This window comes from Candidatus Leptovillus gracilis (assembly GCA_016716065.1).
In the GTDB taxonomy this organism is placed as follows: Bacteria; Chloroflexota; Anaerolineae; order Promineifilales; family Promineifilaceae; genus Leptovillus; species Leptovillus gracilis.
In genome coordinates, this window is record JADJXA010000003.1 from 23,648 (window position 1) to 42,749 (window position 19,102).

Below are 19,102 nucleotides of genomic sequence, written 5' to 3' on the forward strand. Positions count from 1 at the left end.
TGCCCCATGCGGCTACGCCTGAACGGCCGTTACCATTCAAGCAATAAATCGATTGAATAGAAAAGGAGTTAATCATGACAAACCAGGCCATCTCCAATCGGGAATTGGTACTGCGTTCCCGGCGGGTGCTAGACCTGCATCCCCACAAAGCGCAGCTTCTGGCGCTGGTCGGTATCAGCGGCGCTGTGCTCATCGTGGTTGCCAGCCTCGTTGGCAACCAGCCAGAGACAATCGGCGTGGACAAGCTGCTTCATTTAGGGGGGTATGCCACCCTGGCGGCCGTTTTTGTGCTGTCTTTACCGCTTCGCTGGTGGCTGCCAGCTTTGTCCGGGCTTTTTGGCCTGGGCGGGTTAATTGAACTGCTGCAGCCGCTGAACCTGCGCTTTTTTGAATGGAGCGACGTGGTGGCCAATGGGACCGGTGTGATCGTTGGTGCAATGGTGGGGCTGGGGGTGCGGTTGGGCTACGGGTATCTAAAAACGGAACTGCTGCAAAACCGGGTCCGCTACCGCCTGCTTTCATTCAACCCTGGCGAAGTGATTGTGCAGGAAGGTGAGCAGATCGACCAATTTTACGTGATCAAAGCGGGCACTGTAGCGCTCTACCGGCGGGAAAACTGCGCTGAGGTTTTGGTGACGCGGGAACATGCGGGCGAGATGTTTGGCCTGCTGGAAGAAATTCTGCGTGAACCTCTGGTGACAACTGTGGTAGCGGAAACGGCCGTTCAGCTTTACCGCCTGGACTACGACAAGCTCATCGCCGACGTGGGCGGCCGCAGCCAGCCCTTGGGTATCGTTCTGGATGACCTGGCCGCCGATTTGCGCGAAGCCTGGCAAAGCGTGGCGGCGCTGAGGCAGGCCGCTGGCCTGGGTACCGCCCGGGAACTGCAAGAGGAATTGATCAATATCGAATACCTGCACAAACAAACTGAACAAGGAGAACAAACATGTCTACAGAAAATTGAACAAGCAGGGGGTGCGTATTTTGCTGGCCTTGCTGCTGCTGGTGGGCTGCCTGCTGCTCTGGCTGCGACCCGATTGGCTGCGCCGGACGGGTACGGCCGTTGAGGAACGCTGGTTGTACAGCCTGCACGTGGGGCTGTTGGCCAACGGCGCCGCCTTCTTCCTGGTCCCGTTGCTGCTGGGGCTGATTATCCTGCTGGCCGTTGTTGCCGGTTGGCTTGGTGTGGGTCAGTTGGCCATCCCGGTACTCGGCCTGGGGTTGACGGGCTTAAGTTTTGCCACTGCGGCCTTCGTCTTTCTGGTGGGCATGGTTAGCAAGATCATCGTGGCTTATCTGGGCGGGCGTTTGTTGAGGCAACGGCCGTTGCCCAAGGCCCTGTCGGGGATGGATTTTGTGGCCCTGCTTGTGGGCGTCGTGATATTGATGCTTCTGCGCGCCCTGCCTTTTGGCATAGGTTTCCTGATTGGCCTGGTTGTGAGCCTGTTGGGCACAGGGGCATTTTTTCTGGAACTGCGCCGTGCGCCGCGAACCCAGCTGGTGGCCGAAAAGCCTATCCGGGAACGGCCGCAGGAATCGCTGGCCTCGTGACTCCCGTTTTAGATTGGGCCAGTCTTAGCTCGTAGATGGCGACCGGGCTTGAAGCCGCCGCCCTAGACCTTAACTTGAGGAAACAGACGATGACCGAAATTTACCAAATTCGCATCAAGGGTCATTTGGATCCGGATTGGGCCGCCGAGTTTGACGGCCTGATCCTGAGCCATCTGGAGGATGGCACGACCCTGCTGCAAGGCGCGGTGGCCGACCAGGCCGCCCTGCACGGCATCCTGGCCCGCATCCGCGATCTGGGATTGCCTCTCATAACCGTACAAAAATCTGAACCATAAGGAAGGGAATGATGAATGAACAGGCTTTGCTCACCCTGCGCACTGAATTTGAAAAAGAAGCTGGCCGCTCCCTGGCGCTGCCTATTGCCGGGGCAATTGTCTGGTTTATTGTTGGTATTGCCGCTCTGTTTTTGCCGGCCGATATAGCCACTTATGCTCTGCTGTTCGGCTCCGGTGCAATTTTCCCCATAGGCCTGGTGGCAGCCCGGCTCCTGGGCGAAAATCCAATGGCCAATAACAATCCACTCAGCCGCCTGATGGGGTTGTGTGTGCTGATGGTTAACCTGCTGTGGGCCTTGCACCTGACCCTGTTGTTCAGCGGGGGCAGCTTTTTCCCGCTCAGTCTGGGAATTGGGCTGGGGCTGCATTGGGTCGTTTTTTCCTGGATTATCGGCCATCCGGTGGGCACCATTCATGCCGTGCTGCGCACGGTGCTGGCAACGGCGTTGTGGTGGCTCTTGCCGACCAATCCCATTACGGCCGTTGCTCTGGGTGTCGTGGTCGCCTACGGCTATTCAATCTACACGCTGTCCCGTCGGACGCTAAAGCTGCCAGTGACACAACCAAAAGGAACACCTGATGGAATTGCGAATTGAGAACCTGAGCAAACAGTACGGCCGTAACCTATGGGGTATACAGGATTTTAGCCTGCACTTGGGGCCAGGCGTGCTGGGGCTGCTAGGCCCTAACGGCGCGGGCAAATCCACCCTGATGCGCATCATCGCCACCATCACTCGACCGAGCAGCGGTGCAATTTACTGGAATGGCGCTGACATTGCCGCGCAGCCAGACACCCTGCGCCGGGTGTTGGGCTACCTGCCGCAGGATTTTGGCGTCTACCCCAATCTGAACACCATGGAGTTCCTCACCTACCTGGCGGCGGTGAAAGGGCTGAACCCGAAGCAGGCGCGGCGGCGCATTGACCAGTTGATTCAACTGGTCAATTTGGCCGAAGCCGCCTACCGGCCCATCGGCGGCTTTTCCGGTGGCATGCGGCAGCGGGTGGGCATTGCCCAGGCGCTGCTCAACGACCCCCACCTGCTGATTGTGGACGAGCCAACCGTTGGCCTGGATCCAGAAGAGCGGGTGCGCTTCCGCCACCTGATTTCCGATCTGGCGGGTGAGCGGATCGTGCTGCTCTCCACCCACATTGTCTCCGACGTGGCGGCGACGGCGACGAGCATTGCCCTGATTCACAACGGCCGTCTCCGCTGCCACGCCCGGCCCGAAGAACTGCTGCCAGCGGTAGAGGGCAAGGTATGGGGTTGGGTTGTGCCCGGTGATGAGGTAACGGCCGTCAAAGCCCGCCACCTCATCGCCAACACCACCCGCCGCGCCGATGGCGTTCTGGCCCGCATCGTCAGCGACACGCCGCCGCACCCGACGGCCGTACCGCTCCCGGTTACGCTGGAAGACGCCTACCTCTATCTGATCGCCGACCAGCCGGGAGGCAGCGCATGAATGCCATCACCCACCTGACCCTGGCTGACTTCCGCGAGCGAGTGCGCCGCTTTAGCTTCCTGATCGTCATCGCCCTGGCCGCCTTTTTGGGCTACCAGGTGATTGGCGGGCTGTTTGAGCTGCGCCTGGGCAGCTATCGCGGCCTGCTCAACGCCGCCTGGATCGGCACGCTGATGGGTCTCACCCTTGCTTTTTTTCTGTCGCTGGTTGGCTTTTACCTGGTGCGCGGCAACATCGAACAAGACCGGCAGACGGGTGTTGGCCAGATTTTGACGGCTACGCCCCTGAGCAAACTGGCCTATGTCCTGGGCAAATTTGGCAGCAACACGGCCGTTCTGCTCGTTATCGTGGGTGTGCTGGGCCTGGCGTCCCTGGCCATGCTGCTGATTCACGGCGAGGACAAGACACTCGACTTGGCTCAACTGCTGCTGCCGCTGTTGGTTTTTGCCGGGCCAGTGGCGCTGCTGGTGGCGGCAACGGCCGTTTTTTGAATGCACCCCCGTTTTGCGCCAACCCGCTGGGAATGTCATCTTTTTCTTCCTCTGGCTCTTCATGGTACCGGCCATTGGCGGCGATTTGCTGGCCTTCTCCGTTGTGGAAGAGGGGATGACCGTCGCTCTCCGGGCGCAGGGCGCCGACTACCAGGGCGGCATCGTCCTGGGCGCGACCGAGGCAGCCGAAATGCAGACCTTTTTCTGGACCGGTTTCGACTGGACGGCCGTCGCCGCCACACGTCTGCCTTACCTGGCGGCAGCGCTGCTGCTGGTGGGGCTGGCCTCTGTGCCGTTTGAGCGTTTCGATCCGGCCCGCGCCCGCGCCCGGTCACCACTTATTTCCCGCTTTGTCCGTGAGCGACTCAGCCAGATATGGCAGCCAGGTGATAGGGGGGAAACGGCCGTTATGTCCCCGGTTACGCCCGACCAACTCACCCCCGTTACTGCGGCCGCTGCCCCACTGCGCCTGTTCACGGCGCTTGTCACCGCCGAACTTAAGTTATTGCTCAAAGGCCGCGCCTTTTTCTGGTATGCCGGGGCTGTGGGGCTGATCCTGGCTTGCCTGCTGGCCCCCTTGGAGACGACGCAGCGCTGGCTGCTGCCGCTGGCCTGGCTCTGGCCGCTGCTGCTCTGGTCGGAAATGGGGGTGCGCGAAAGGCGTTACCGGGTGGATCAGCTGCTTTTCAGCGCCCCTGCGCCGCTGTGGCGGCAGTTACCGGCGGCCTGGGCGGCCGGGGTGGTTATGGCCGTCGTTCTGGGCAGCGGCGCGCTCCTCCGCTTTCTGGCCGTACCGGAACTGCTGATCGGCTTTGTGGCCGGGGCGCTGTTTATCCCGTCGCTGGCGCTGTTTTTGGGGGTGATGGGGGGGACGGAACGGCCGTTGCAAATTGTACTGCTTGTTTTTTGGTATCTCGGCCCGCTGAACGGACTGGCCTTCTTTGACATTACCGGCGCGACCCACGCGGCGCTGGCCCAGGGTGTGCCCTGGCTCTACCTGGCCCTCACCCCCATCCTGTTCGGCCTGAGCTTGCTCATCCGGTGGCGGCAGATGTCTTGACGGAAAAACAACCCTTCGGGTCTTTAGTAGAGTTGTTCCTTTATAAAATTTCGCTCTTGTCATTCCCGCGCAGGCGGGAATCCACTCTTGTAGTGAAGATGGATGCCTGCCTTCGCAGGCATGACAATCATGGGTATTTATTAAATAGGAACAACTCTAGTAAACATCTAAATCAAATGTGAGGTGAACGACATGTTGTTTGAACAAATTTTGGCAAAACTGAATTACCGGCAGACGGAACCGCTGCAATTTCTTAACAAGCGGCTGGCGGGTCTGTGGCTGATCTGGATTGGCCTGGTCATCATCGTGGGTACGCTGTTGGGAGGCGAATATGGCATCCAGCCCGTTATTTTTGTGGTTGGTTATGCAGCGGGGATGGCGATCATTTTCAATTCCAAAGCTCTGGCGCAACGGTATTCGCTGGGGCCAGCGTCTCCCTTCCAGGAAAAGGTCTCCAACTTTGCGATTGTGCTGATGTTTGTATTGATGGGGCTGTTTTCCGGACGCTCCTTCGCTACCCTCGATTTTCGGATGATCTGGCTGGGCGCGCTGTTGGCCACAGCCGTCCACTTTATCCCGTTCGCCCTGGTTCATGGCCCGGCGATGGTGGTGATGGCGGTGCCGCTGGCGGTAACGGCCGTTACCGGTATCCTGCTGCCTGAAATCCCATTTCTGTACCTGGGGCTGGTGGATGGGGGTATTAAGCTGCTCTTTGGCCTGGCTTTGTTCGGTCGGTCCCAGGAGAAAGCGGCCGAGTCTGCTGGCCTTCTGCCTGCTTCAACGACATCGCTAACGCGCTCGACGGAGTGAGGGACGGCTGCCCTATCATTCCATCGGGATTTCTGTCACATGAGCCAGTCCGTTCAGTGTCAATACAAAGTCATTCAAGATGTCGCGCCCAACAATGCCTTCTGATACATTTTCCTGGGCAATGACTGGTATTGGACTTTTGACACTTTTATGTCAATAAAATTGTCAAAAGTCCAATGTCCTGCCGGTGGTCATTCCCCTGAGCAGCCCGCAAGACGAGGTGACGCGGATAATTAATGAAATCCGCCAACTGGCGCAGGGTGACGTGCCCTGGCGGGATATTTTGCTCATCCATGCCAGCCGCGAGGAAATTGGGCCGATTTTGGCGCGGGTGAACAGGGCGTTTGGGGCGGGAACGGCCAGCACTGAGCGCCTCGAAGTGACCGTTGACCCCGGCCAGACCGATCCTAAAAACCAGATTCGCGTCTGCTCCCTCGATGCTGCCACCGGCCTGGAAAGCCCCATCGTCTTCCTGATGGGGGCGCACGAACTGTATGAACAGGAACAGAGCATTCGTCTTGCGGACGAGGAGCGGGCGGAACTGATCCGCGACAATACGCGCAAGCTGTATATGGCGATTACCCGCGCCGGGCAGCGGCTGGTGATCACCTATGTCGGGCCGCTGCCAGAGATGTTGACGCAGCCAGCCAGCCGTTGAACGCGCCATCTGCTACCGGAACGACAGTGTGGATTCGGGCGCTGGCGTTGGGGTAGGGGAGAAACGGCCGTTCCCTCTGGCAGCATCACCCATTTTCCGCTACAGTTCCCGGCATGGAACTTCTCTTCATTGATGGACTGCCGCCCACCGTTGGCAAAGGCGGCATCGTGCGGCTGCTCATCGAAGTGGGCCGGCTGAACGAAAACCACATCGGCAAAATCACCCTTAGTGGTGGCCTGGCAACCATCGAAATCGCCGACGGCCGTGCGTCACGTCTGGCCCACCTGTTAGACGGCCGTTCCCTCGAAACGCGCCACATTCGCGCCTGGCAGCAAGTGGATGGACAAAGCCAGCCCCACTTCGCCCAACTGCGCCACTGGCTGGCGCTGGAAGCCGACGCGGAACAGCAGCAGCTCCAGACAGACCCCCAGACCCAGGCCGAACACACCCTCACCCGGCTGGTCATCCGCAGCGAGGATGTGGGGTTGGGTGGGCGCATCCTGCTGCAATTGTCGCCGCGCAACGAACAGGCGCGGCTGCCTTTCAGCCGCCTGTCCACCGGCTCGCCCATCATGCTCAGCGAGGAAGGGGAGAGCCAGCCCCAATCGTGGCGCGGCGTTGTCAGCCGACTGAGCGGCAAAAACTGCGAAATCGCCCTCAACCAGTCGCCGGAATCGGCGGCCAAATCGTTTCGCATCGCCCTGGCGAACGATGAGATTGCTCGGCAGCGGATGGAGCGCGCCCTGACGCGGGTGGAGACGGCGCGGGGGAACCGCACGGCCGTTCTGCGCGACATCCTGTTGGGCGAGCAACCGGCCACCTTCGCCAACGGCCGTATCCCCGCCAACACCGCCGCCTATACCGGCCATCTTAACCCTTCCCAACAGGCCGCCGTGCGCCATGCGCTGGCCGCCGAGGACATCGCCATCATTCACGGGCCGCCGGGCACGGGCAAAACAACCACGGTGGCGGCGCTGATTCATACGGTCGTTGCTCGCGGCGACCGCGTGCTGGCCTGCGCCCCCAGCAATCTGGCCGTTGACAATCTGGCCGAACAGTTGGCCGCCGCCGGTGTGTCGCTGGCGCGATTGGGCCATCCGGCGCGCATCTTGCCTGAACTGCAAGCGCACACCCTGGACGCGCTGGTCGAGCGGCAAGAGAGCTACCGCCAGGCGCAAAAACTGCGCCGTCAGGCGTTTGGCCTGCGCGACCAGGCGGGCAAATTCCGCCGCGCCCGACCCGCGCCCGGCGAAAAGCAAGCCTTGCGCGAGGAGGCCGCGCAGATGCTCGACGAAGCGCGCCAGCTTGAAGCCCACGCCATCGAGCAGGCGCTGGACGGCGCGGCGGTGATTTTGTCCACGCTCACCGGCATAGACAGCGCCATTTTAGGCCAACGGCAGTTCGACCTGTGCGTCATTGACGAAGCGGGGCAAAGCACGGAACCGGCGGCCTGGATTCCGGTCACGCGCAGCGACCGGCTGGTGCTGGCCGGCGATCATCAACAACTGCCGCCGACGATTGTCTCGCGGCCAGCCCAAGAGCAGGGTTTTGGCGTCAGCCTGCTGGAGCGACTTATGCGGCAGGGTGGCGCACACCTGGCCCGCCGCCTGGACGTGCAGTACCGCATGAACCAGCAGATCATGGCTTTCAGTTCGGCGGTGTTTTACGATGGCGCTTTGCAAGCGGACGTTTCGGTGCAAGATCATCTGCTGTGTGATTTGCCGGGGGTGGAGCGCAATGAGTTGACGGCAACGGCCGTGACCTTCATAGACACCGCCGGCGCCGGCTACGACGACAGCCAGCCCGCCGACAGCGACAGCCGCCACAACCCGGAAGAGGCGGCGTTGGCGGCCAAAAAGGTGCGCCAGCTTTTGGCGGCCAACGTTCCCGCCGCCAGCATCGCCATCATCACCCCTTATTCGGCGCAGGTGCAGCGTTTGCGCGAACTGCTGCCCGACAGCATTCGTGTTGGCACGGTAGATGGCTTTCAGGGGCGCGAGATGGAGGCGATTATCATCTCGTTGGTGCGGTCGAATCGGGCAGGGCAGGTGGGCTTTCTGGCCGAGACGCGGCGCATGAATGTGGCGCTCACCCGCGCCCGGCGCAAGCTGATCGTTGTTGGCGACAGCGCGACGATTGGTGGGGATTTGTTTTACGGCCGTTTGCTGGACTATTTTGACGCCATCGGCGCGTATCGCTCGGTCTGGGAAGAGCTGGCCTGAGAGTGGGTATCACGTGGCGCCCGCAGACAGATCCTTTCCTCGACTACTCTGACTTCACCACCGACTGCGGCGTCTCCTTTTTCCTGAATTTGACCGAAGCGGGCAATTACACCCGCCTGGCGTCAAGGCACGAAACAATCTCCAGAGACAACCGCCCAACGTCAAATGGTGGTAAACTGGCCGGAAAGAAACGATGAAGGGCCATCGTCCCCCATTGCTTGAGGAGGCAGTTATGTACCAGACAGATATGTACGAAGGCATGCTCGCCGAAACCGTCATGATTCCCGGAATGAACGGGGACCTTATCAACGCCTATTTTGCCCGGCCTTTAGGCCCCGGCCCCTTTCCGGGCATGGTTGTTATCCACCATATGCCCGGCTGGGACGAGTGGTATCGGGAAGCCACCCGCAAATTTGCCCACCACGGCTACGCCGCTCTTTCACCCAATCTATATTTCCGTGCCGGGCACGGCACGCCGGAAGACGTCGCCGTCAAAGTGCGCGCCGAAGGCGGCGTGGCCGACGATCAGGCGGTGGGCGATATGGCCGGCGCACTGGCCTATTTACAATCCCTGCCTTACCTGAACGGCAAAATCGGCGTGTTTGGCACCTGTTCCGGCGGTCGCCACGCATACCTGGCCGCCTGCCGCATTCCCGGTTTTACGGCCGTGGTGGACTGTTGGGGTGGGCATGTGGTCATGGCCCCGAAAGATCTGTCGCCCAAACGCCCTGTTGCCCCTCTCGATTACACCGCCGACTTGCCCTGCCCGCTGCTGGGCCTCTTTGGCGCTGAAGATCACAATCCCACACCTGAGCAAGTGGCCCTCCACGAACAGGAACTGCAAAAACATGGCAAGCCATACGAGTTTCACATGTACCCCAACGCCGGGCATGGCTTTTTCTACTACCACCGGCCCAATTACCGGCAGGAACAGGCGGTTGATGGCTGGCAAAAGATTTTTGCCTTTCTGGAAAAACATCTGGGTGCGCCGGCTTGAGCAAAACCTGGGGAAGGGGGCCATTTCCGGGACAAAACCTTTCGGCGGATTGCCTAATCCCAGGACCAAACAGGAGTGTGATGATGTGTACGATGATTGTGCAGCAAGCGACCATTGACGGCAGCGGTAAGGGGGCAGGGGGCTGGTTCCCGCTTCGGCAGGCGAACGTTTCCTATGATCATCCCTTTCACGTGCCGCTGGAACATGCTCTGAACATTGATTTTGTCAACGAAGGGCAGGGTTTGGGCGCCCGGGTCTCAGTGGAACTGAGTGCCGCCGCAGCCCGGTCGCTGGCCGAGACAATTCTTGCCGTTCTGGCGCAGGCTGAAGCTGGCGGCCATCTGGATGAGGTAGCGGTGGCGTTGTAACGGTACATGACCATGCCTAGACAAAATCGCGTGACGCCTTTTGGCACGATGATTGCCACATCGGAACGGGGCTTGTTCATGGGTAACCGGGGCATCTTGCACAATGAGCGGAAGGAAATTGTGACGCCCTATCAGTCCAATCGCCCGCAGGGCCAGGATCGTCTGGTGTGCCAACGAATCACTGACGGGCAGCTCCTTATCTCTCGCCAGCCAAACGGCCGTATCCGACCCACCATCCTCCTTCCTATACACACTGGCCAATGCACCCAGCAAAATCGCGCCACGCTGTTGTGGAGGAAAATGGGCCAGATAATCTTCAGCCGAAACCTTTGCCCGCTCCAACACGTTGGCATATTGGCCCTAACCCAACCGTAAGGCAGCCACGTACGCTTTATTCAAGCCCGCACCCAACTGCACTGCCTCCGAATCGGCCAGCGCCGCATCCAGCACTACCTGCGGCGGCCGTGCCTGACTAACAAGTTAATCTCGCTTTGCCTGCATCGCCTGGATGTGGGCCTTCACGCCAGCTTCCAACCGATCCAACCAGTGCAGTTTACCCCCGGCCATACCGCTGGCGCGAGGCAGGGGAGGGCGTTTTTCCTTATCCGACCAGTCAATACTCAGCCTTTTATGCAAGATAGCCGGAATAGGCGTGCGGCTTTCCAAAATCCCACGCGAGTTCTCCGACAGACTGCTAGGGGCGCACTATCAGAGGCAGATACACCCGCCGCTGCGTACTGATCTGCGCCTGGAGCGGCTCGGAAACGCCGCCGCCATATTTCACGTAGGCCGCCACGCGGTAATTGCCACCGGCGACGGCCGTTGTATCCCAAATATCGCTCAGGTTCAGGGTTGCCCCTGGAGCCAGCGCCGTGATGGTATGAGTGAACTCGTCCGTTACCAGCAGGCCGTCGGCGCTTTGCACCTGAATCACGGCCGTTCCCGTCAACGCCACATCCCCACTGTTACGGAAGCTAAACGCCAGCATGATGTCATCGCCGGGCTGGAAGAAGTCGGGAACGGCCGTTAGCGCCACCCCTTCACCCGCCAGCACGCCCACGCGGAACTCCGTCGTTTCGCTGTCCAGCAGATTGCCCTGCAAGTCACGCAGCCGCACTTCGGCGCGATACACGCCCGGCGTGACGCCGGCGGCGTCCCAGGCCAGGTCCAGGCTGGCCGGACCGCTGAGGTCGCTCAGCAGGCGCAGCGGCAGCCCTCCCACGCTCTCCTCAATGACGAGCGGTTTGATTGCCGCTTCCACCACCACGTCCTGCGCCGCGCCGTCGTTGTGCAGGCTGAGGTTGAACACGGCCGTTTCCCCCACCCCCACCGCGTCAATTTCCGCCAGCCAGGCGTCAATCTGCACGTCGGCGGCCAGCGTGTCCACGGTGAAGAGGAAGTCCCGGTAATACAGGGCGTCGGTTGTGTCCACGTTGTAGAAGAAGGGATAAACTGCCAGCCACAACGTCGAACTGCCGTCGCTGTTTTCTTCCACCTGCCAGTCAAACTTTTGCGCCAGGTCGGGAACCCAGCCGGCCGTGTCCAGCGGGTCGGGCGCGGGCAGCACAGGGCAGCCTTCACAGTCCATGCCCGGCGCGGTCACTGGCAGATTCAGCCCGCTGATGACGGTGGGCGTGCCCAGGGTAGTGAGGTGAACGGCCGTTACCCGCTGCCCCGCCGGATAATCCACCCGCGCACTCCAGTACGGGGTCTGGAAGCCGCCCGGCGTCAGCCGCAGCAGGCCGCCAGGGATTTCCACCTGGTCGTAACCGTCCACCGTCGTCACGGTGAAGTTGGGGATTTGGAGGGGCAGTTGGGCGGCGGGGGCCGAAGTGGGGGTCACAGCTGCCAGCACACTCCCGCTCGTCTGCCCATACTTGGGGCAGCCATACAGGTTGTACTCATACGCCCACAACTTCTCGTGGTCAAACGATTCCCAACCGCTGTCGGTGTCCCAAACGGCGATCTTGGTATTGTTGAAGGCCACGCCGATGGAATCCGTCACCGGCCAGCGGCGGAAAAACGCCTTGGCCGCATAGCTGTTGGTACTCCGCTCCGAAATCTCCGTCGAGCCGATATAGGCCGCGCCGCCATATTCCAGGAACGCTTCGGCCAGGTTGTAATCGCCGTCTCGCTCGTAGTTGCCCGCCAGACAGGCCACGCCAAAGCCAAAGGGAGCGCTGTTGCCCTGGGCCAGATTCAGCGACGAGACATTGCCCGACGTCAGCATCCCGCCCCAATTGTCGGTATTGCCGTGGTCGCGGAACAGCAGCACATCCTGGTTGATGGCCCACGGCTTCCAGACGTTGAAGTCGGTTTCATCACCGCCAGGGTTTTGCGCCGCGTGGAAGCGCGTCACCGCCCAACCTTCGCCTTGCAGAATGTCTCGGATGATGTTGACCGTCGGTATAAATTGGCTCTCATCGCCATCGCCGCTGCCACTGACCAGCAGGGCGTGGGAGCGGTTAAAGGTGCGCCCGCCCGTGCCTTCGTAGACGTTGATGATCAGGCTCAGCGGCGTTTGCAGCGCCGCCGCATCGTTGCCGATGATGCGCCCCACCACCAGTTCCGGCCGCGCCGTGTTGCCGCCGGTGTTGGCATAAGGCAGGTCGCTTTCGTACACGTGGTCGGGGATGCCAGCGTAGGTGGTGAAGTGGCTCTCGCCCACGTAGAAGGAGGGCACAATCTCCGTCTCGCCGACGATGAGCATGTAGCCTTTGTTTTTCACGCCGAAGTTGGGATGCAGGCTGGCGGTCCAATGCAGCCCTTTGCGCGGGTCTACCAGCCGGTCCAGCAGCAAGCTGTTCTGGCTGTCCAGGTAGCCCAAGACGCCGTTTTTCAGCGAGGCCAGGTGGGCCATCTGCCCCAGCAAGGCGGGAACCTGATTGATTCCGTACAGGGACAGCAGTTGGGCGGGATTTGTCACCAGTACGTAGTCGCTGCCGCTGAAGGCAGCGGCCACCATGTCGGTCAGGGCTGTCAGCGGGCCGCCGTCGCCATCGTAGACGAACTGATTCACGCGCACCAGACTTTTGTGCTGCACGGTGGCAGTGGGACTGCCATTGCGCCAGACAATCAGCATCGGCTGGCTGCCGATGGCGTAGCTGGCGCTGTTCTCAAACAGCAGCGGCGACATGATATATTGGAAGATGTATTCCTGGCCGGGCAGAATGCGCACCGGGCTGCCGCTGGCTTCCAGGTTGATGACACTGGCGCGGGTGGTGGGGGTGTAGGTATACGGCCGTGCCGCATAATCGCCGCTAAAGGCTTTACTGGCGTGCTGGAAACCGGTGGCGTTGTCGAACACGTTTTCGATGTAGGCCGCCATCACGCCCTGGTTGCGCAGGCGCACGGCTACCTGAAAATAGCTGCCCACGCGGGTCACGCTGCGCGAAACCACCAGATTGGCCGACCCCTGTTCCACGTGCAGCACCTGTTGGTCGCAGCGCCAATCGCTGCCGCTGCCCACCAGGCCGCACACTTCCAGCGTGTGGTCGCCCAGGCTCAGGCCGCCCACGTTCAGGTCGTAGGTGGTGATGAGGCCGGCGGGCGATTGCGTGCTTTGCGTCACGCCATTCAGCTTAAAGCGGAGCGAGTTCACCGGCGACACCACTTCGCTGCACAGCACCGGCGACACGCCGGGCGGCGTATTAGCCACCGGAACGTAAGGCGACGTGCAGCCCCAGGCAAACTTCGCCCCATAAGCCGTCACCGGCAGGCGGGCGTCGGCGGGCGTGGTGGGGTCGGGAGTGTAGACCAACTGTTCATCGGCCGGGCCGTGGACGGTAGCCGGGGCGGGCCGGTTGGGCACAACAACAGTCGTCGTCTGGACCGTTACAGCACCGCCCAAACTGTACGCCTGGACGCGCAGATCTTTGCTCTGGGCGAAGAATTGGGCCGGGGTCAGTCCCAAGGCGTGGGGCGACAGGTACACCTCGAATACGTCGCCGTCGGGGCTGTAGTCGCGGCCGACCACCTGCCCATCCCAGAAGAAGCTCAGGCGGTCCATGCAGGCGGGATCGGTGACGCTGGCGCGCAAAGCCCAGAACTCGTAGGGGGTGTCCAGATATTTGGTCATGGTCAGGGAGCTGACGACCGGCGCGTCGCTGCACAGGGTGGCGGTGCGGAAGAACTGCTCCGGGCTGTTGCTGCGATTTTGCCCGCCATCCACCAGAATCACCTGGAAGCGGTAATCGCGGTCGGCTTGCAGGCCGCTGACGACGACCTGATGGGACAAACCCGGCGTGCTGCTGAGGACGGGCGGGCCGTAGCTAAAGCCCTGGCCGCTGACGTAAACTTCGCCGGTGGTGGCTTCGCTGCTTTGCCAGGTGATGCGCGCCGTGTGTTCGGTGATCTGGTCTACGGTGGGGCCGCTGATGAAGGCCGGCGGGTTGAGGTCGCAGGCCCAGGTTTCTTCGCGGCAGTTGTTGGTTTCGCTGCCTTCGTCAATCAGGCCGGTGGCGTCGGCGCAGACTTTGATTTGCGCCGTCGTGCCGGTGCACTGCCAGGCATAGTCCACGTAAGCATCGCGCAGGCCGCCGGCGGGGATAAGGCCCGTGTACACACTCTGCCCCACCTCCACGTTATTGCGGAACAGCTTGACGACGTGGCCGGCCGGGGCCGCCGAGCCGCCCACGTTGCCCAGAATCAACCCCACGCGCTGCGCGGCGCTGTCGTACCACAGGCTGCCGGTCGTCAGGTCGGGCAGGTCGGCGCGGGACTGCACGGCGATGGTGTGCGTGCGCTGGAAGGCCGCGCCGCAGTTTGCGGCGGTGACGACAATCTCCTTGCTGCCCGCGTCGGGCCAAGTGTACTGCTTGTCGGCGGTGAGGCCACCGACGATGGTTTGCGGCGTCTGGCCGGTGGCGGCCCAGGTGTAGGTGACGGGCAGGGTAGCGCCGGCCGGACTGGCGGCGGCGTTGAAGGTATAGAGCGTGCCGGTGATGCCCTGCGTTGGCCCGCTCAGGCTTAAATCGGTGAGGGGGGTAGAGCAGGCCGGCGGCGGGGTGCTGATGGTGACGGCGTGGCTGTCGCTGACGCTGCCGCCACAGCCGGTGACGGTGACGGCGACGGTTTTTGCGCCGGGGCTGTTCCAGGTGTAGGTGACGGCCGTTTCCGGCCCGCTGCTGGGCGTCTGGTCGGTGGCGCTCCAGGTGTAGGTGATGGGCAGGGTGGGGTCGCCGGTAACGGCCGTGTCAAACGTATAGGCCACGCCCGTGCTGCCCTGGGTGACGCCGCTGATGGTGACGCCGGTGGGCGGGTTGCAAATCGGCTCATAGCTGACGATGAGCCGCGCCGATTTGACGGCGGGCAGGGCGTAGAAGTAGTGGATATGGTCGTCGCTGCCGCCGGGACGCAGCAGCAGGCCATAGTTGGGGCGCAGCCCGCTGGCCCAGCCATCCACGATGTTGGTCACGTCCCACTGGCTCCAACTGTTGTAGATGGGCGTGGTGGGCGGGTCGCCGACGTTAACGGCCGTTGGCTTGTTGTTCCAGGTCACGGTCGCCGGGTTCCAATCGGCCAGGACCGCGTCCGGGTAGACGCTGAGCGCCAGCGGCGCATCGGGCGCGGAGGCCAGATTCAGCTCCGAGTACAGCTCCAATCGGGCGTCTGTGACCTGCACGTTGGCGGGCAGATCGGCGAGGTTGAACTTGAGCAGGGTGTGGGACTGGCTGCCGGTGCTGCTGACGCGGCCGACGCGCACGGTGGTATCGCCGTTGTAGTTGGTGGATGGCGCAGCCTGGTTGACCCAGGTGTCGGCCTGCACCGGAACCCAGAGGGGCGAGCCTGCGGTGGTGTAGGTGATTTGCAGGCGGGGCATGTTGAGCGTGCCGGCGTTGCGCGACTGCCAGTAGGCGGATTCTTGCAGGCCGGTCGTCAACCAGAAACCGTAGTTGGGATAGTCGCCGGCCGCCCAGCCGGCGACGGTGTTGCGCACGTCCCATTCGGTCCAGCCGGTGAGGACGTAGCTGGCAGGCGGGTCCCCGTGGTAAGAGGTTGCAGGACGATTGCCGTAGGTGACGGTGGTCTCACTCCAGGGCGCGTCTATGGCGTAGACGTTGATGGTGGAGTCGGCGGGGGAGTGGGGAACGGCCGTTTGCGCCATATTAAACTCAGAATAGAGGCGCAGGGTCGCAGTGAGGATCACGGCATTTTCCGGCAGTTCGCTCAGGTCAAACGCGACGAGGGTGCGTTTGAAGACATTGGCGGGGAAAACGCCGCTGAGACTCACTTGCAGGTCGGCGGCCGTGCCGTAGTTGGTGTTGGGATTGGCTGAAGAGACGTAGGTATCGGCGGTGGCGAAGAGGGTGGTTTGGAATTGGGGCGCGGTGGGGGAGAGGGGAACGGCCGTTGCCGGTGTTGTCTCGTTAACAGGCGGCGGCGCGATGGTTTGCGCCTGGCTGGCAGGCGTGACAAAAAAACTCCATAGAACCAACGCTACAAAGGCGCAAAAACCAGCAGACCAGAGCAGAAAGCGGGTTTGTTTCATGCAGGCATCCTCCTGGGCCAACCATCAGATGGCGGCGATAAGTTGCAGGTCAAGGGGATGGCCGTACACACCGGCGCTCCCTGACCGGACAGTAAACAGCAAGTATGCGGTTAGATTAACAAGTTGTCGTCAAAGAATCGTCAAATCCGATCTTTGTCTTGGCCCGGTATTGCCGCCTTCCTCCGCGCGGTCACAGGAATTGTTTCGAGAGTTCAGTTCCGATTCTTTACACAATCTTTAAAAACGCTTGCCCTTTTCTTTAAACAGAGGACGTATACTGCCCGCATGAAAAAATCAGCTCTGACCATCTTTGTCACCGCGGCCGTAACGGCCGTTCTCCTCTTCATCCTCTTTATCTTCCTCATGCCCACCCTCGGCCCGCGCTTTATGCACCCCCTGATGGCCGGAAATATGCCTGAAAACAGGCCAGCGGCCATGGCCGCCATGATGAACAGCGCCGCGCCGGCCGAACTGGACACCGCCGCCGACCGCCTCACCGACAATGGCCTGTTCAACGTCTCCTACAGCAGCGACCTCGACCCCATCGCCATCAACCAGATGCACAGTTGGACGCTGCTGGTGACCACGCCCGACGGACAGCCGGTGGCAGACGCCATCATCCTGGTAGACGGCGGTATGCCCCAACACGGTCACGGCCTACCGACGCAGCCGCAGGTGACGGAATATTTGGGAAACGGCCGTTATCGCGTCGAAGGATTGCGCTTCCAGATGGGCGGCTGGTGGGAAGTCAAGTTCGACATCACCGCCGCTGACCAAAACGACGCCATCACCTTCAACCTCGCTTTGGCTGGATAAATTATTTTCGAATAACCCACAAGGAAAAACATATGAAACAATTGCTCCGTTTATTCGCTTTTCTGCTGCTGGCAGCGCCGCTGTTGGCCGCCTGCGCCGCTGACCAACCGCAACCTGTCAGCAACCCGGATGGGCCGGTGGTACAGGTTTTCCACCCACCCACCTGAGGCTGCTGTGGCGATTGGATAGCGTACATGTTGGAAAATGGTTTTAATGTAGAAGAAATTCCGGTGCAAGACGCCAACACCATTAAAGAACAACACCAGGTTCCAAAGACACTCTATTCCTGCCACACCGCCATCGTCGATGGCTACGTGATAGAAGGACATGTTCCCGCCGCTGAAATAAACCGCTTACTGGCTGAACGACCCGCTGTAGCGGGCCTGGCCGTGCCCGGAATGCCGATTGGTTCACCCGGCATGGAAGTTCCCGGCGGTGAAGTGCAGCCGTATGATGTGTTCACCTTCGACCAAAACGGCAATACCGAGGTATATGCCAGTTATGGACAGTAAACAATCGTCGTAAGAACAACATACCCTTTTCTAGATTGGACCAATCTTGGAGATTGGTCCAATCTTTGCCACGCCAGACCTGGTAACTGCCGGTAAACCCTCATGCTCCGATCCAAATTAACACTTATTCTGCTTGCCATCCTTATCGTGATGGGTATAGGCGCGGCGCTCTACGCTTTTTGGCCGCGTGCTGACCGCTGGACAGAGGCCGAAACCGCCACGCTGCGCACCCTGTGGCTCGGCAGCCTGCCGCCGCTGCCCGCCGATCCCTCCAACCAATTCGCCGACAATCCGGCCGCCGCCGCTCTGGGCGAAAGCCTGTTTTTTGATGTGCGTTTCAGCAGTAATGGGCAAGTCTCTTGCGGCGAGTGTCACCTGCCGCAGTTGGGTTTTCAGGATGGGCTGCCGCTGGCGCAGGGCGTGGGCACAGCCAACCGGCGCACCATGCCCATCGCTGGAACCGCCTACAGCCCGTGGCTGTTTTGGGACGGCCGTAAAGACAGCCAGTGGGCGCAGGCGCTGGGTCCGCTGGAAAATCCGGTGGAGCATGGCGGCACGCGGGCGCAATACGCCCACCTCATCGCCGCCCATTACCGCGCCGAATATGAAGCGCTGTTTGGCCCGCTGCCCAATCTAAGCGGCCTGCCCACTGCTGCCGGCCCGGTGGACGAACCGTCTGCCCGCGCCGCCTGGGAAGCGTTGTCCTCCGCCGACCAGGAGACCATCACCCGCATCTTTGTCAACGTGGGCAAAGCCATTGCCGCCTACGAGCGCACGTTGCTGCCCGCCCCCACCCGCTTTGACGCCTATGTGGCGGCGGTGTTGGCCGGAGATACACGGGCAATGAACGCCGCCTTCACGGATGACGAAGCGGCTGGACTGCGCCTGTTCATGGGCGAAGCCAACTGCATCCGCTGCCACAACGGCCCTTTGCTGACCGACAATGATTTTCACAACACGGCCGTTCCTGCCATCCCCAATCTGCCGGAAGACACAGGCCGCGCCGCCGGCGCCGTGCAGGTGTTGGCCGACGAGTTCAACTGCCTCAGCCCCTACAGCGACGCCGCGCCGGAGCAGTGCGCCGAACTGCGCTTTATGCTCAGTGAAGGGGAGCAGTTAATGCGCGCCTACAAACCGCCCAGTCTGCGCGGCGCAGCCCAACGGGCGCCCTACATGCACGCCGGTCAGTTTGCCACCCTGGAAGAAACGCTGGCGCACTACAACGCCGCGCCCGCCGCCCCCGCCGGTCACAGCGAACTGGAACCCCTCGCCCTTACCGCCACCGAATTAAACCAACTGCTGGCCTTTTTGCGGACGTTGAATGAGTAAGAGCGAGAGTACAGAGCAAGAGCTAGAGGCTGATATAATCG

Annotated in this window: 17 protein-coding genes and 1 pseudogene; 16 read left to right on the forward strand and 2 right to left on the reverse strand. The window is 61.4% G+C overall.

Annotated elements, in window-relative coordinates; genetic code table 11:
* The first annotated feature begins 74 nt into the window (after positions 1-74).
* From IPM39_08880 to IPM39_08940, 13 genes are all read left to right on the forward strand, one after another.
* A complete protein-coding gene (locus IPM39_08880) occupies positions 75-1,067 on the forward strand; it encodes a cyclic nucleotide-binding domain-containing protein (protein MBK8986180.1) in 993 nt (330 codons plus the stop codon).
* Positions 976-1,551: a hypothetical protein gene (locus IPM39_08885; protein MBK8986181.1), complete on the forward strand. Its 576-nt coding sequence runs from the start codon at positions 976-978 to the stop codon at positions 1,549-1,551. The genes IPM39_08880 and IPM39_08885 overlap by 92 nt, the downstream gene beginning before the upstream one ends.
* 89 nt (positions 1,552-1,640) lie before the next feature.
* A complete protein-coding gene (locus tag IPM39_08890; protein ID MBK8986182.1) occupies positions 1,641-1,847 on the forward strand; it encodes a hypothetical protein in 207 nt (68 codons plus the stop codon).
* An 11-nt stretch (positions 1,848-1,858) separates the two neighbouring features.
* The gene (locus IPM39_08895; GenBank protein ID MBK8986183.1) at positions 1,859-2,443 is read left to right on the forward strand and encodes a hypothetical protein; all 585 of its coding nucleotides are present in this window, start codon (positions 1,859-1,861) and stop codon (positions 2,441-2,443) included.
* Positions 2,427-3,308, forward strand: a complete 882-nt coding sequence (locus IPM39_08900) for an ABC transporter ATP-binding protein (protein ID MBK8986184.1) — start codon at positions 2,427-2,429, stop codon at positions 3,306-3,308. The genes IPM39_08895 and IPM39_08900 overlap by 17 nt, the downstream gene beginning before the upstream one ends.
* The gene (locus IPM39_08905; GenBank protein MBK8986185.1) at positions 3,305-3,799 is read left to right on the forward strand and encodes a hypothetical protein; all 495 of its coding nucleotides are present in this window, start codon (positions 3,305-3,307) and stop codon (positions 3,797-3,799) included. Before IPM39_08900 ends, IPM39_08905 begins: the two co-directional genes overlap by 4 nt.
* A gap of 13 nt (positions 3,800-3,812) precedes the next feature.
* A complete protein-coding gene (locus IPM39_08910) occupies positions 3,813-4,859 on the forward strand; it encodes a hypothetical protein (protein MBK8986186.1) in 1,047 nt (348 codons plus the stop codon).
* Positions 4,860-5,051: 192 nt separating this feature from the next.
* Positions 5,052-5,669: a hypothetical protein gene (locus IPM39_08915; protein MBK8986187.1), complete on the forward strand. Its 618-nt coding sequence runs from the start codon at positions 5,052-5,054 to the stop codon at positions 5,667-5,669.
* A 220-nt stretch (positions 5,670-5,889) separates the two neighbouring features.
* Positions 5,890-6,327 carry a hypothetical protein gene (locus IPM39_08920; GenBank protein MBK8986188.1) on the forward strand — a complete coding sequence of 146 codons (438 nt, stop codon included), beginning with the start codon at positions 5,890-5,892 and terminating at the stop codon, positions 6,325-6,327.
* 113 nt (positions 6,328-6,440) lie between these two features.
* Positions 6,441-8,549, forward strand: a complete 2,109-nt coding sequence (locus tag IPM39_08925) for an AAA family ATPase (protein ID MBK8986189.1) — start codon at positions 6,441-6,443, stop codon at positions 8,547-8,549.
* Between the two features lie 232 nt (positions 8,550-8,781).
* Entirely contained in the window at positions 8,782-9,546 is a 765-nt protein-coding gene (locus IPM39_08930) for a dienelactone hydrolase family protein (GenBank protein ID MBK8986190.1), read from the forward strand.
* An 83-nt stretch (positions 9,547-9,629) separates the two neighbouring features.
* Entirely contained in the window at positions 9,630-9,914 is a 285-nt protein-coding gene (locus IPM39_08935) for a hypothetical protein (protein MBK8986191.1), read from the forward strand.
* 12 nt (positions 9,915-9,926) lie between these two features.
* Entirely contained in the window at positions 9,927-10,289 is a 363-nt protein-coding gene (locus IPM39_08940; protein ID MBK8986192.1) for a hypothetical protein, read from the forward strand.
* A 105-nt stretch (positions 10,290-10,394) separates the two neighbouring features.
* On the opposite strand, the gene IPM39_08945 is transcribed toward IPM39_08940, so the two are convergent.
* Together IPM39_08945 and IPM39_08950 are read right to left on the reverse strand one after the other, a co-directional pair.
* On the reverse strand, positions 10,395-10,580 hold the full coding sequence (locus IPM39_08945) for a hypothetical protein (GenBank protein ID MBK8986193.1): 186 nt from the start codon (positions 10,578-10,580) through the stop codon (positions 10,395-10,397).
* Positions 10,581-10,608: 28 nt separating this feature from the next.
* The gene (locus tag IPM39_08950) at positions 10,609-16,404 is read right to left on the reverse strand and encodes a DNRLRE domain-containing protein (protein ID MBK8986194.1); all 5,796 of its coding nucleotides are present in this window, start codon (positions 16,402-16,404) and stop codon (positions 10,609-10,611) included.
* A gap of 285 nt (positions 16,405-16,689) precedes the next feature.
* Here IPM39_08950 and IPM39_08955 point away from each other — a divergent pair, with 285 nt between their 5' ends.
* The 3 genes and pseudogenes from IPM39_08955 to IPM39_08965 all read left to right on the forward strand — a co-directional run bounded on the left by IPM39_08955 (position 16,690) and on the right by IPM39_08965 (position 19,061).
* Entirely contained in the window at positions 16,690-17,220 is a 531-nt protein-coding gene (locus tag IPM39_08955) for a FixH family protein (protein MBK8986195.1), read from the forward strand.
* A 32-nt stretch (positions 17,221-17,252) separates the two neighbouring features.
* Positions 17,253-17,732, forward strand: a pseudogene (locus IPM39_08960) (DUF411 domain-containing protein).
* Positions 17,733-17,882: 150 nt separating this feature from the next.
* Complete coding sequence (locus IPM39_08965) at positions 17,883-19,061, forward strand: hypothetical protein (protein ID MBK8986196.1); 1,179 nt, start codon at positions 17,883-17,885, stop codon at positions 19,059-19,061.
* Positions 19,062-19,102 lie beyond the last annotated feature (41 nt).